The following is a 12,866-nucleotide window of genomic DNA, read 5'->3' as shown; positions in this document are numbered from 1 at the left end:
GGGGCCGGGGTTCGCCCCGGCGCCGCGACGGGCGCGGATCACGGCGCCGCGGGACGGCTTACGTCGGTTCGAGGCCGTGGCTGCGGAACCAGGACAGCGGGTCGATCGACGAGCCGCCGCCGGGGCGCACCTCGAAGTGCAGGTGCGGGCCGGTCGAGTTGCCGGAGTTCCCGGAGAACGCGATCTGGTCGCCGGCCTTGACGGTCGCCCCGGAGGGCACCTGGTAGCTGGAGAGGTGGCAGTACCACGTCTCCGTGCCGTCCATCGCCGTCACGATCAGCATGTTGCCGTAGGCGGAGTTGTACTGGGTGCGCACCGTGCCGTCGGTTGCGGCCATCACGGGCGTGCCGTACGAGACGGGGAAGTCGATGCCCGTGTGCAGGGACATCCAGTTGATGCCGGACTGGCCGTAGTAGGCGCTGAGTCCGTGCTGCGCCACCGGGAGCGCGAACTTCGGGCGGAGCCGCTCCTTGCGGGCCGCCTCCTCGGCCGCCCGCCTGCGCTCCAGCTCCTGCTGGGCCTCGAGGTCGATGCGGCCCTGGGCGCGGCTGGCCCGGTCGGCGAAGTCGTCGGCGCTCGCGGCGAGGCCCTCGAGCTGGGTGTCCAGCTTGACGTTGGCCGCGGAGGGCTGGACCGGCTTGGCGTCCGCCGCCGTCGTCCGCGCCTCCTGGCCGCCGTCCTCGGACAGATCGCCCACCGAGGCGGCGGCGATGCCGGCGACCCCCATCACACAGGCCGAGGGCACGGCGACGGTCAGCAGCGCGGAGCGCTTGGGCGGGGTGCGGCGGCGGGAGCGGGACGCGGAACGGGAGGCCGCGCGCGGTGCGGGGACGACCTCCTCCTGATCCTCGAGGAGGGAGACGGCGGGCAGTTCGCCGGTGTCGGCCGGTTCACCGGCCACGGGTTCGTCCGGACCGGGCTCCCCGCGGTATGCGTCCTCCGCGTACGGCTGGTCGGGCGCGTCCTGGCCGTAGGGCTCCTGCCCGTAGGACTCCTGCGCGAGGTTCTCCTGAGTGAAGTCCTCCGGCGTGAAGTCCTGCTGAGTGAAGTCTTCCTGCGCGAAGGTCTGCTGCTCGTACGGCTCGCCGCCGTACTGCTGCGCGTCCGGTGCGGGTGTCTCGCCGCCGGCGGAGTTCCACTGCGTGGCGTCGTAGACGCCACTGTCGAACGTCTGCGTGCCCCAGTCCCACTGCTGGGTCGGGTCGGCCGGCTGCTCGGGCTGGAGCCAGGCGGTCGCGTCCCACTGGCCGGTCTCGGGGGATCCGCCCTGCTGGGGGATCACCGCCATCGGCTGCTGGCCGGTCGTCCAGCCGGTCGCGTCGTGGCCGTCGGTGCCGTACGCGGCCTGCTGGAAGGCGTAGGCGTCGTAGTGCCCGGTGTCCTGCGTGCCGGCCGGCCACTGGCCGGTGGTCCAGGCGGCCTGCGCGGGGTCCTCGCCCGGCATGCTCCCGAAGAGGGGGTCGGCGGCGAAGGTGCCGGCGGCGTGGTCGCCGGTGCCGTAGTAGGTGGCGTCGTAGCCGTAGGAGGTGACGTCCCCGTACGGGGCCTCCTGGCTGCCGTACGACGCGTAGGGCGCCGAGGCGGCATCGGAAGCCGGGGCCGGGGTCATGGTCCCCGACGGGTGACGGTCGTTCACCAACTTCTCTTTCGCCTCGACAACAGGGGCTGCCAGAGCAGTGCGGCGACTGTACCCGGCGGTATGCGGGCGCGACAATCTTCCCCAGGTTTCACGACCGCAGGAAACGGGCATTCGGTCGGGTTTTGGCGGTCGGCGGGCGCGGTCTTGGCTCTTTGTTCGACAGGCGTTCGAATTTGTGAGGTGCGGGCGACGACAAGTCGGCCGTCCCTGACCGATGTTGATCGCTTGTGGGCGCGAGAGATCGCTCCGTCCGGGGACCGTCCGGAGGGAGCGGCGCCGGGCGTGTCGGGCGTCCCGGCCCTCAGGCCACCGTGAGGCCGTTCGCCCGTCCGCCGGACGGTTCACCCGGATGCGCCGTGTCCAGCGCCTCCCTGATGCCCGTCGCCACCGCCGGGTGCACCGGCAGCGCCAGGTGGCCCACGCCGCTCACCCGCACATTGACCGCCTTCAGGTCCGGGTGCTCGACGCACGCGTTCTCCAGCGGGTCCATGATGTGGTCGAGGTCGCTCCAGAACGCCACGAAGTACGTACGGCAGCCGGGTGCGGGCTGCGCCAGCTCGTCCAGCACCGGCGAGCCCGGACGCATCTGCCGCACGATCGGATGGGCGTTGGCCAGCGGCGCCACACGGGTGCCCGAGTGCGGGGTGCCGAGCGTGACCAGCGTCCGCACCCTCCGGTCGCCGCCCAGCCGCTGCACGTAGTACCGCGCGATCAGGCCGCCGAGGCTGTGCCCCACCACGTCGACCCGCTCGCTGCCCGTGCGCTCGCAGACCTGCTCGACATGGCGGCCGAGCAGCTCGGCCGCCGTACGGATGTCGCACGTCAGCGGGGAGTAGTTGAGCGACTCGATCTGCTGCCGGCCGTGCTGGGCCAGGCTGCGGCGCAGCAGGACGAAGACCGAGCGGTTGTCGATGAAGCCGTGCAGGAGCACGACCGGGGGCTTGGCCTCCGTCGGCAGCTGCGCCGTCCCCTCCGGGGCGGTCAGCGCGGAGCGGTCGGGGCCGCGCCGCTCCTGGATGATTCCGGCGGGATAGAGGAGGACATGGCCCGCGAGGATCGCCAGCTCCAGGGCGGTCGCCTTCAGCAGGCTCACGGAGAGATCCGCCAGCCGGGCCGGCAGCAGCCGCCGGCAGAGGGGCAGGAACGGAAGAGCTGCCTGGGTGACCTTCATGGCCGACCTCCTGTCGGCACACGAGGGGACAGCCTCGTCCCCCGTGCGCCCTCGTGGAATGGCGCTCCGAGAGCGGTCGACGGCGCGCGCCGGTGACGCGTGGACGGTGCGCGGTGGTGGGTCGACCTCGAGGCGCATCCCTTATGCGCATGTTCCCACTGATGTCCCTGTGTCGCACGGGCACTCGGCTCGGCGGCCCGGCCCGGGAACGCTGCGCGACGGACGTCTCCCACCGTGTGATTTCCCCCTCCCTGTGCACCGCGAAACTGCCGGGTGCGGGATGCTGGAGATAACGTTCGTTCACTTCTACGGCCGGTTCGGGCCGGGGAATCCGTGCGATGTGTGCGGTACTGGTCGATACGGATGGATGTAGTCGCTTCATGGAGGCAGTGATGGGTGTGGCAGCCGGTCCGATCCGCGTGGTGGTGGCCAAGCCGGGGCTCGACGGCCACGATCGCGGGGCCAAGGTCATCGCGCGGGCCCTGCGCGACGCCGGTATGGAGGTGATCTACACCGGGCTCCACCAGACCCCCGAGCAGATCGTCGACACCGCGATCCAGGAGGACGCCGACGCGATCGGCCTGTCCATCCTCTCGGGCGCGCACAACACGCTGTTCGCTGCGGTCATCGCCCTGCTGAAGGAGCGGGACGCGGAGGACATCCTCGTCTTCGGCGGCGGCATCATCCCCGAGGCGGACATCCCCCCGCTGAAGGAGCAGGGCGTCGCGGAGATCTTCACGCCGGGTGCCACCACCGCGTCCATCGTGGACTGGGTACGGGCGAACGTCCGCCAGCCGGCGGAGGCGTAGCCGCACGGGCACCGGGGCGCCGGGCGCCCCTCCCGTGAGAGACGCGGATACGCGGGCCGCGTGGGCGTCCGGTGCCGGCGCGGTCAGGAGCCCGGGGGTCGATGCTGACGCGGGCGGGGGCCGGAGGGCCGGTGCTGACGCGGGCAGGAGCCCGAGGGCCGGTGCCGGTGGTGCCTGTGCTGCGCGAGCCGGTGCCGCGTGGCAGACGGCGGGCGGCGGGCGGCCGGTCGCCGGACGCCGGTCCTGCGGGCGTCCACCGGTGTGCCCGCTCCCGCCGGTGTGCGGGCCGGCCCACCCCGCCCCGGAAGCGGACCGTGACGTGACAGGGACGACCCGGCCGGTCAGGGTGCCGGTTCCTCCGCAGCCAGCTCGGCCAGCATCGCGCCGCGCAGACGCAGCGTGGTCACCAGGCGCTGGAACGCCTCCGACCAGTAGCCCCCGGCTCCGGGCGCCGCGTCCTCCGGCTCGTCCGGCACCGCCAGCAGGGCGTCCAGACGGCTCGCCTCGGACGGGTCGAGGCAGCGCTCCGCCAGGCCCATGACTCCGCTGAAACTCCATGGATAACTCCCTGCGTCCCGCGCGATGTTCAGCGCGTCGACCACGGCCCGCCCGAGCGGCGGCGCCCAGGGCACCGCACACACCCCGAGCAGCTGGAACGCCTCGGACAGGCCGTGCGTCTCGATGAACCCGGCCACCCATGCCGCCCGTTCGCCGGGACCCAGGGCGGCCAGCAGCCTGGCCCGCTCGGCCAGGGACACCGCCCCCGGACCGCCCGCCTCCGGCGCGGAGGGCTCCCCGAGCAGCGCCCGGGACCACTCCGCGTCCCGCTGCCGCACCGCCGCCCGGCACCAGGCCGCGTGCAGTTCGCCCTGCCAGCCGTCGCCGACCGGCAGCGCCACGATCTCCTGAGGGGTACGCCCGCCGAGCCGCGCCGGCCAGGTGCCGAGGGGCGCCGCCTCCACCAACTGCCCGAGCCACCACGACCGTTCACCGCGTCCGGTCGGCGCCTTGGCCACCACACCGTCGCGCTCCATCGCCGCGTCGCACTCGTGCGGCGCCTCCACGACGATCGCCGGCACGTCCCGCCTACGGTCCACGGCCACGCACGCGGCGGCCCGCACCGCCATCCGCGCGGCCAGCGCCGATGCCGGCAGCGCCGACAGCAGTTCGGCGGCCGTCGCCCGTACGTTGCGGCTGCGGTCGGTCAGCGCACGCTCCAGGAAGTCCTCGTCGTCCGGGCCGAGTCCGGCGCGCAGCGAGTCCAGGAACATCAGCCGGTCCTCGGCCCGCTCGGTCGCCCAGGTCTCCTCCAGCAGGGCGCGCGCGGCAGCCGCGTCGCGGGAGCGCAGGGCGGTGAGCAGCGTGACCCGCTCGGCGAACAGGCCCTCATGCCACAGCCGCCGTATGTCCTGCGGGTCGCGCGGGTCGGGGGCGGAGGGGCCGCCGCCGGGGGCCGCACGCAGGGCGAACCGCCAGTCGGGGTTGAGGCGGGCCAGCCACAGCGCGCGCGGTCCAGCGAACCGCAGCGCCGCCGGGCGCAGGTCGGTGCGGCCCCGCGCGGCGTCGAGCAGGGCGGGCAGCGCCTGCGGGGGCGCCGCGTAGCCGCGGGCGTTCGCCGCCTGGAGCCACTGCGGCAACAGCTCCATCAGGTCCGGCGCCGTGCCCCGGCGGCCGCCGCCGGACGCGCCGGGACGGTCGGCGAGCAGCGACGCCAGCCGGCGCGCGGCGGCGGGCGGCAGCGCGGGACGCGGATCCTCGGGGGCCGGACGCAGCCGCTCGGCGGGCCGCGCGGGGCGCAGCCCGGCCCGGCGCCGGACGGTCGCCGCGGCGGCGGCGTCGAGCAGGGCCGACGGCGCCTGCGGGCCGGGCGCCACGCCCGGCGGGGTACGCCGGTCGGTGCCCAGCAGAGCCGTGGTCACCAGCTCCTCCCAGTGGTCCGGGAGGGACGCGGCCACGGTGGCGGTCGTCCTGCTCATGAGCTTCCTTTCCGACGGGCGTCCCGGCGCGGTCGAAGACTCACGCGCACCGAGTGTCCAGTGATGTCCGAAAGATGCATGGGGGTGGCGTGGCCGGTGGCGGCCCTGAGGCGGTTGTGGCTGGTCAGCACAGGGGTACCGCCTCTCCGGGGCCCTGCCCCCAGGCCGCCAGGGGAGTGAAACCCCGGGGTCCGCACTCGCCGAAGACCCGGACCGGGGCGCCGCCGGACAGGGCGACCAGCCGCCACAGCCCCGGGCGGTTCCGGGCCGCCGCGCCCACCGGCAGGGCGTGGTCCTCGTCGGCGTCGGCCAGCTGCCAGCCGTCACCGTCCGGGACCGGCACGACACGCTCCAGCGTCACCGGCACCGACTCCCGCCACGGGTCGTCGCGCAGCGCGGCGCCGTACCGGGCGAGCGCCCCGGACGTCGTCGTGCCCGGCGGGCGCACCGTCGTCGCGGCGGGAGGCGCGAACCGCTCGGTCAGCACCATCCGCGGCTGCCCGGCGCCCGGATAAGGGGTCAGCTCCGCGTCGAGCGCCAGCCCGGCCGGGAGCGTCAGGTCGGGGGCGCGGCCGGCCGGGCCGTAGGAGAGGAGCAGCGCCGTACGGCCGGACGCCGTCCCGTGCAGCCAGATGCGACGGGTGGTCAGGCGGCTGTCCGAGGTGTCGTACTGGGCGAGGACGAGCCAGTCGTCGCGGATCGCGGGGCCGTCCGGCGACGCGGTCAGGCCGACACGGGAACGGACCGTCGCCGCCAGCGGCTCCGGCAGCCGGTCCCGCCGCAGCCAGGCGCGGGCGAGGAGGTGGAGCAGCGCGCACTCCTCCAGCAGACGTACGGGGGCGTCCGCGCCGGCCCCCGCGAGCGCGCCCAACTCCCGTACGCGGTGGGCGAGTCCCGGGGCCTGCGCGTCGACCATGCGGGCCGCGGTCCCCTCCCACAGGGCGGGGCCGGACTGCTCGGCCGTGATCAGCCCGCCGCGCAGCAGGTCCGCCAGGCGCTGCTCCAGCTCGGTCGCCCCCGCCGTGATCCGCTCGGCCCGACGCTCCGCCCGCCGCAGGGCGGCCGGGGACACCGGCGGCGCGGACGCGGCGAGTTCGGCCCCCGTCCCGCCGGGCGCGCGTCCGGCCGCCCCGCCGTTCGCAGGCTCGTCCGCCCCGCCGGGCACAGGTTCGCGCGACCTGTCCGACGCGGCGTCACACGCCGTTGCCGGCACCTGGTCCACGGTCCGGCGCACCCCCTGATCAGTCATGTCATCGACGGTAGGTCCCGCCACTGACAGTGGGCCCGCGGTGGGTGTGTGTGCAGGTCGGGGCCGATTGTCAGTGGCGTGGTGCACGGTGGGTGACAGATCCGAACCGGCCGAGCTGGAGGGGGGACCCAGCCATGTCTGTGTCCGCAGAACCGACGTCCGTCGAGCCGCGGCGGCACGGCTCCGCGCCCGCGGACACCCGCCCCGCGCGGACGGACACCCTGCGTCCGCACGCCGAGCACGCCTTCGCGGACGAACTGGCCGCGCTGGCCGCCCAGGACGACCGTCCGCGCCCGGCCCGCTGGCGGCTGTCGCCGTGGGCCGTCGCCACCTACCTGCTCGGCGGGACGCTGCCGGACGGGACGGTGATCACCCCTAAATACGTGGGTCCGCGCCGGGTGGTTGAGGTCGCGGTGACCACCCTCGCCACCGACCGCGCCCTGCTGCTGCTCGGTGTGCCCGGCACGGCCAAGACATGGGTGTCCGAGCATCTGGCCGCCGCCGTCAGCGGCGACTCCACCCTGCTGGTGCAGGGCACGGCCGGCACCCCGGAGGAGGCCATCCGCTACGGCTGGAACTACGCCCGGCTGCTCGCCCACGGCCCCAGCCGCGACGCCCTCGTCCCCAGCCCTGTGATGCGGGCGATGGCGGAGGGCAGGACGGCCCGCGTCGAGGAGCTGACCCGGATCCCGGCCGACGTCCAGGACTCCCTGATCACGATGCTGTCCGAGAAGACCCTGCCGATACCGGAACTCGGGCAGGAGGTGCAGGCCGTCCGCGGTTTCAACCTGATCGCCACCGCCAACGACCGCGACCGCGGCGTCAACGAGCTGTCCAGCGCCCTGCGCCGCCGGTTCAACACGGTGGTGCTGCCGCTGCCGGAGACCCCGGAGGCGGAGGTCGACATCGTGACGCGCCGCGTGGCGCAGATCGGACGCTCGCTGGACCTGCCGGCGGTGCCCGACGGCGTCGACGAGATCCGCCGGGTCGTCACCGTCTTCCGGGAGCTGCGCGACGGGGTGACCGCCGACGGCCGGACGAAACTGAAGTCGCCCAGCGGCACGCTGTCCACCGCCGAGGCGATCTCCGTCGTCACGGGCGGACTGGCCCTGGCCGCCCACTTCGGCGACGGCGTGCTGCGGGCCGGCGACGTCGCCGCGGGCGTCCTCGGCGCGGTCGTCCGCGACCCGGGGGCGGACCGCGTCGTCTGGCAGGAGTACCTGGAGACGGTGGTCCGCGAGCGGGACGGCTGGTCCGACTTCTACCGGGCCTGCCGCGAGGCCGGCGCATGAACGGCGTTCAGGCACCGGCCGCCGGGCAGCCGCTGCTGCTCGGCGTGCGGCACCACGGCCCCGGGTCGGCGCGGGCCGTGCGGGCCGCGCTGGAGGCGGCCCGGCCGCGCGTCGTGCTCGTCGAGGGCCCGCCCGAGGCCGACCCGCTGATCCCGCTGGCCGCGGCGGAGGACATGCGCCCGCCGGTCGCCCTGCTCGCGCACGCGGTGGACGAGCCCGGCCGGTCGGCGTTCTGGCCGCTGGCCGCGTTCTCCCCGGAGTGGGTCGCGCTGCGCTGGGCGCTGGAGCACGGGGTGCCCGCCCGCTTCATCGACCTGCCTGCCACCCACACGCTGGCCTGGCAACGGGACGAGGAAGAAGAGGAAGAGGAGGAAGAGGGGGAGGAACAAGAAGGGGAGGGTGAAGGACAGGACTTGGGGGAGGGTGCGGAGGCCGGCGCGGCGCAGGACGCTCTGGACGCGCATGTGCGGATCGACCCGCTGGGGGTGCTCGCCGAGACCGCCGGATACGACGACGCCGAGCGCTGGTGGGAGGACGTCGTCGAACACCGGGGCGCGGGGAAGGGGGACGCGCTCGCGCCGTTCACCGCCCTGGAGGAGGCCATGACGGCGCTGCGGGAGACGTACGGCAGCGGCGGACACGGACGGGACCTGATCCGCGAGGCCCATATGAGGCTGCGGATACGGGAGGCGCAACGGGAGTTCGAGGACGGCGTGGCCGTGGTCTGCGGCGCGTGGCACGTGCCGGCGCTGCGGCGGCGCGCGGGTGTCACCGCGGACCGGGCGCTGCTCAAAGGGCTGCCGAAGGTCAGGACGGACATGACCTGGGTGCCGTGGACGCACCGCAGACTGTCGAGGGCCGGCGGGTACGGCGCGGGCATCGATTCCCCGGGGTGGTACGCGCACCTGTACGCCGCCCCGGACCGGCCGGTCGAGCGCTGGCTGACCAAGGTGGCGGGTCTGCTGCGGGCCGAGGACCGGACCGTGTCGCCCGGCCATGTCATCGAGGCGGTGCGGCTCGCCGAAACCCTCGCCGCGCTGCGCGGGCGGCCGCTGCCCGGCCTGGGCGAGGCCACCGACGCCGTACGGGCGGTGATGTGCGAGGGCTCCGACGTGCCGCTGGCGCTGGTGCACGACCGGCTGGTCGTCGGCGACGTGCTGGGACAGGTGCCGGACACGGTGCCCGCGGTCCCGCTGCAGCGGGACCTGGAGCGGACGCGACGCCGCCTGCGGCTCGAACCGCAGCCGGACGAGCGGGAGCTGGACCTCGACCTGCGCAAGGAGACCGACGCGGAGCGCAGCAGGCTGCTGCACCGGCTGCGGCTGCTCGGCATCGACTGGGGCCGGCCGGCTGTCTCGCGCTCCGGCACCGGCACCTTCCGGGAGACCTGGCGGCTGCGCTGGGAGCCCGAGCTGGCCGTGCGCACGGCCGAGGCGGGCGTGTGGGGGACGACCGTGCCGGCCGCCGCGACCGCCAAGGCGGAGGCGGACGCGGTCGCCGCGCGCGGCCTCGCCGACGTCACCGGCCTCGCGGAGCAGTGCCTGCTGGCCGCCCTGCCCGACGCCCTGCCGGTGGTGATGCGCGTCCTCGCCGACCGGGCCGCCCTCGACACCGACGTCGCCCGGCTCGCACAGGCGCTGCCCGCCCTGGTCCGCTCCCTGCGCTACGGCGACGTCCGGGGCACCGACACGGCGGCCCTCGCCGAGGTCGCCGCGGGCCTCGCCGAGCGGGTCTTCGTCGGACTGCCCCCGGCCTGCACCGGGCTGGACGCCGACGCGGCCGAGGAGATGCGCGGCCATGTCGACGCGGTGCACAGCGCGCTCGGCCTGCTCGGCGACGCCCCCGCGGCGCGCGCCGGAAGACTGCGCACACGCTGGCGGGCCGTGCTGCGGACGCTGTCCGCGCGGGACACCGTGCCGGGGGTGCTGCGCGGCCGGGCCGTACGGCTGTTGCTGGACGAGGGCGAGCTGGCGCGGGAGGAGGCGGCGCGGCTCATGGGACTCGCGCTGTCGCCCGGCACGCCCCCGGCGGACGCGGCCGCGTGGACCGAGGGGTTTGTCGGCGGCCCCGGCGGCGGGTTGCTCCTGGTTCACGACGAGCGGCTGTTCGCCTTGGTCGACCGGTGGCTGACGGCCGTCCCGGCGGAGGCGTTCACCGACGTGCTGCCGCTGCTGCGGCGGACGTTCTCGGCGTACGAGCCCGGGGTGCGGCGCACCCTCGGTGAACTGGTGCGCAGGGGACCGGGGCGGCACGGCCGCACGGACGCCGCCACGGCCGGCGCGCCCGGCTTCGGCCCGGGCGTGGACGAGACGCGGGCGGATGCCGTTCTGCCGGTGCTGCGGCTGCTGCTGGGGCCGGACGGCGAGGAAGAGGCACCGGCGGCGGACCGGGCGGCGGTGCGGCGATGACGGGGGAGGAGACGACGGGGGAGGTAAGGATGACGGTAACGGAGGCAACGGAGGATCCGGCGGAGGCGCGGACGGCGGACCCGGCCGGGGAGCGGCTGCGCCGGTGGCGGCTCGTGCTCGGCGGGGACGCGGCCGACGGCACCGGACACGCGCTGTCCGGGCGGGACGCCGCGATGGACGACGCCCTCACCGCCCTCTACGGCAAGAACGACACCCCCAGGCTGGGGCGCGAGCGGGCGGGAGGACTGGGGGCGTCGGCGCCCTCGGTGGCCCGCTGGCTCGGTGACATCCGCACGTACTTCCCCACCTCCGTCGTCCAGGTGATGCAGCGCGACGCCATCGACCTGCTCGGCCTCGGCACGCTGCTGCTGGAGCCCGAGATGCTGGAGGCGGTCGAGGCCGACGTGCACCTCGTCGGGACGCTGCTCTCCCTCACCAAGGCGATGCCGGAGACGACGAGGGAGACGGCACGGGAGGTCGTGCGCAAGGTCGTCGCGGACCTGGAGCGGCGGCTCGCCACCCGCACCCGGGCCACCCTCACCGGCGCGCTCGACCGCAGCGCCCGCGTCCGGCGGCCCCGCCACCACGACATCGACTGGAACCGCACCGTCGCGGCCAACCTCCGCCACTACCTCCCCGAGCACGGCACGGTCGTGCCCGAACGGCTCGTGGGCCACGGGCGCGCCTCGCGGTCGGTGCCGAAGGAGGTCGTGCTCTGCGTGGACCAGTCCGGGTCGATGGCGTCGTCGGTGGTGTACGCCTCGGTGTTCGGGGCGGTCCTCGCGTCCCTGCGGGCGGTCACCACCCGGCTGGTCGTCTTCGACACTGAGGTCGTCGACCTGACCGAGCGTCTGGACGACCCGGTCGACGTCCTCTTCGCCACCCGGCTCGGCGGCGGCACGGACATCAACCGGGCGCTCGCCTACTGCCAGTCGCGTATCACCCGCCCCGCCGACACGGTCGTCGTGCTGATCAGCGACCTCTACGAAGGGGGGATACGTGACGAGATGCTCAAGCGGGTGGCGGCGATCAAGGCGTCGGGCGCGCAGTTCGTGTCGCTGCTCGCCCTGTCCGACGAGGGCGCTCCCGCATACGACAGGGAGCACGCGGCGGCCCTCGCGGCGCTGGGTGCGCCGGCGTTCGCCTGCACCCCCGACCTCTTCCCGGAGGTGATGGCGGCGGCGATCGAGAAGCGGCCGCTTCCGATACCGGACGCGTGGGCCGGAGCGGACTCCCCACGCTGAAAACGGACATGAGTGCCCATCGGTGACACGGGGGTTGCGGAGTCGCGGGCGTCGCGTGCAAGGATCGGGGCCGTTCGATCGAGGACCCGTGAAGGTGTCCGGTCCCGTAGTCCGGAGAGGAAACGTCTCTGTCGACCTGGCCGGCAACAGCCCTGCCCCAGGCCGCCGCGCGTGTGGTGCGCGCCGCGGCCGAGTGGCGTGCGGTCCGGCTGGCGCTGGTGGCGGGGGCGGTGTTCTTCTTCGGCATGCTGTGCGGCGAGGAGGCGCGCGCCGCGGACGGCCCGCCGTCGGCCGGAGGAGCGGTACGGGAGGACGCCGTGGGCGTCCGGTCCGTGCTGGAGGGCCTCGGGGCGGTGGTGGGGGACGGGCCTGCGGCCCGGAAGCCGACGGGCAGCGAGAGCCCCGTCGCGGACGACGAACCGGCACTGCGCGAGCGGGGCTCGCGGGTCGACGCCGGGGCCGCCGCGCGGCCTGCGGTGCGCGACGAGGGCGCGCGGTCCGGGGCGCGGTCGGATCGGCAGCCCGTGGTGCGGCCGGATGTGCGGGGTGCGAGTGAGTCCCTTGTCGCGTCGGTGACGCGTTCTGCGGGTCAGCGTCTGGGTGTGGAGCCGGATCGGGCGCCGGGGCCGGATGGAGGTACGCCTGCCGAGCTCGGTGTGGGGCGTGTTCTGCGGCCCGTGGGGCAGGTGGTCGGTGGCGTGAGCGAGGAGCTGGACGCCGTTGTCGCGGACCTGCCCGTGCTGGGGCAGGTCGCGGAGCTGCCCCCGCGCGTGTTGCCGAGTCCTCCCTCGCTCCCACAGCTTCCGGCGCTCCCGCAGCTTCCGGCGCTCCCGCAGGCTCCAGCGCTGCCCGCACTTCCGGATATCCCGGACCTCCGGAATGTCCTGGATCTCCCGGACCTCCCGGTTGTCCCGGATGCGCCGGGACTGTCCGGGCACCCCGGAGCTCCCGGGCTCCCGGGACTTCCCGGAGTCTCCGAGCCGCCCGCGCACCTTCTCCCTGCCCCCGCCGCTGAGGCGCCCCTGCCCCCGTCCGCCGCGGCCCACGGCCCCGTCGTACCGGCAACGCTCCTCGAAGT

Annotated in this window: 8 protein-coding genes; 4 read left to right on the top strand and 4 right to left on the bottom strand. The window is 75.1% G+C overall.

The window, feature by feature from the left end; translation table 11 throughout:
* Positions 1-58: 58 nt before the first annotated feature.
* Both CCN29_RS16970 and CCN29_RS16965 read right to left on the bottom strand, forming a co-directional pair.
* Positions 59-1,609: a M23 family metallopeptidase gene (locus CCN29_RS16970; RefSeq protein ID WP_086682872.1), complete on the bottom strand. Its 1,551-nt coding sequence runs from the start codon at positions 1,607-1,609 to the stop codon at positions 59-61.
* A gap of 331 nt (positions 1,610-1,940) precedes the next feature.
* On the bottom strand, positions 1,941-2,810 hold the full coding sequence (locus tag CCN29_RS16965) for an esterase/lipase family protein (RefSeq protein ID WP_031017231.1): 870 nt from the start codon (positions 2,808-2,810) through the stop codon (positions 1,941-1,943).
* Between the two features lie 392 nt (positions 2,811-3,202).
* On the opposite strand from CCN29_RS16965, the gene icmB reads away from it, so the two are divergent.
* Complete coding sequence (gene icmB / locus CCN29_RS16960) at positions 3,203-3,619, top strand: coenzyme B12-dependent isobutyryl CoA mutase small subunit (RefSeq protein ID WP_006134817.1); 417 nt, start codon at positions 3,203-3,205, stop codon at positions 3,617-3,619.
* 341 nt (positions 3,620-3,960) lie between these two features.
* Here the strand turns inward: icmB and CCN29_RS16955 are convergent, their stop codons facing one another.
* Positions 3,961-5,595: a DUF5691 domain-containing protein gene (locus CCN29_RS16955; protein WP_086682869.1), complete on the bottom strand. Its 1,635-nt coding sequence runs from the start codon at positions 5,593-5,595 to the stop codon at positions 3,961-3,963.
* A gap of 124 nt (positions 5,596-5,719) precedes the next feature.
* Positions 5,720-6,844, bottom strand: coding sequence for an SWIM zinc finger family protein (locus CCN29_RS16950; RefSeq protein WP_442538392.1), 1,125 nt, complete (start codon positions 6,842-6,844; stop codon positions 5,720-5,722).
* A gap of 134 nt (positions 6,845-6,978) precedes the next feature.
* On the opposite strand from CCN29_RS16950, the gene CCN29_RS16945 reads away from it, so the two are divergent.
* The 3 genes from CCN29_RS16945 to CCN29_RS16935 are packed head-to-tail and all read left to right on the top strand — an operon-like array spanning position 6,979 to position 11,788.
* Positions 6,979-8,136: an ATP-binding protein gene (locus CCN29_RS16945; RefSeq protein WP_086682866.1), complete on the top strand. Its 1,158-nt coding sequence runs from the start codon at positions 6,979-6,981 to the stop codon at positions 8,134-8,136.
* Positions 8,133-10,544, top strand: a complete 2,412-nt coding sequence (locus CCN29_RS16940) for a DUF5682 family protein (protein ID WP_086682863.1) — start codon at positions 8,133-8,135, stop codon at positions 10,542-10,544. Before CCN29_RS16945 ends, CCN29_RS16940 begins: the two co-directional genes overlap by 4 nt.
* 29 nt (positions 10,545-10,573) lie before the next feature.
* On the top strand, positions 10,574-11,788 hold the full coding sequence (locus CCN29_RS16935) for a VWA domain-containing protein (RefSeq protein ID WP_086682860.1): 1,215 nt from the start codon (positions 10,574-10,576) through the stop codon (positions 11,786-11,788).
* The last annotated feature ends 1,078 nt before the right edge of the window (positions 11,789-12,866 follow it).

The sequence above is a fragment of the Streptomyces pseudogriseolus genome (assembly GCA_002154585.1).
Taxonomy (GTDB): domain Bacteria; phylum Actinomycetota; class Actinomycetes; order Streptomycetales; family Streptomycetaceae; genus Streptomyces; species Streptomyces pseudogriseolus.
The sequence above is the reverse complement of the archived record's forward strand: the minus strand, read 5'-3'. Positions and strand labels throughout refer to the sequence as shown.

Bases quoted from the DNA above. Each gene is read 5' to 3' on its own strand.
- CCN29_RS16970 (WP_086682872.1), bottom strand. From the start codon at position 1,609: ATGACCCCGGCCCCGGCTTCCGATGCCGCCTCGGCGCCCTACGCGTCG.
- CCN29_RS16965 (WP_031017231.1), bottom strand. From the start codon at position 2,810: ATGAAGGTCACCCAGGCAGCTCTTCCGTTCCTGCCCCTCTGCCGGCGG.
- icmB (WP_006134817.1), top strand. From the start codon at position 3,203: ATGGGTGTGGCAGCCGGTCCGATCCGCGTGGTGGTGGCCAAGCCGGGG.
- CCN29_RS16955 (WP_086682869.1), bottom strand. From the start codon at position 5,595: ATGAGCAGGACGACCGCCACCGTGGCCGCGTCCCTCCCGGACCACTGG.
- CCN29_RS16950 (WP_442538392.1), bottom strand. From the start codon at position 6,844: ATGACTGATCAGGGGGTGCGCCGGACCGTGGACCAGGTGCCGGCAACG.
- CCN29_RS16945 (WP_086682866.1), top strand. From the start codon at position 6,979: ATGTCTGTGTCCGCAGAACCGACGTCCGTCGAGCCGCGGCGGCACGGC.
- CCN29_RS16940 (WP_086682863.1), top strand. From the start codon at position 8,133: ATGAACGGCGTTCAGGCACCGGCCGCCGGGCAGCCGCTGCTGCTCGGC.
- CCN29_RS16935 (WP_086682860.1), top strand. From the start codon at position 10,574: ATGACGGTAACGGAGGCAACGGAGGATCCGGCGGAGGCGCGGACGGCG.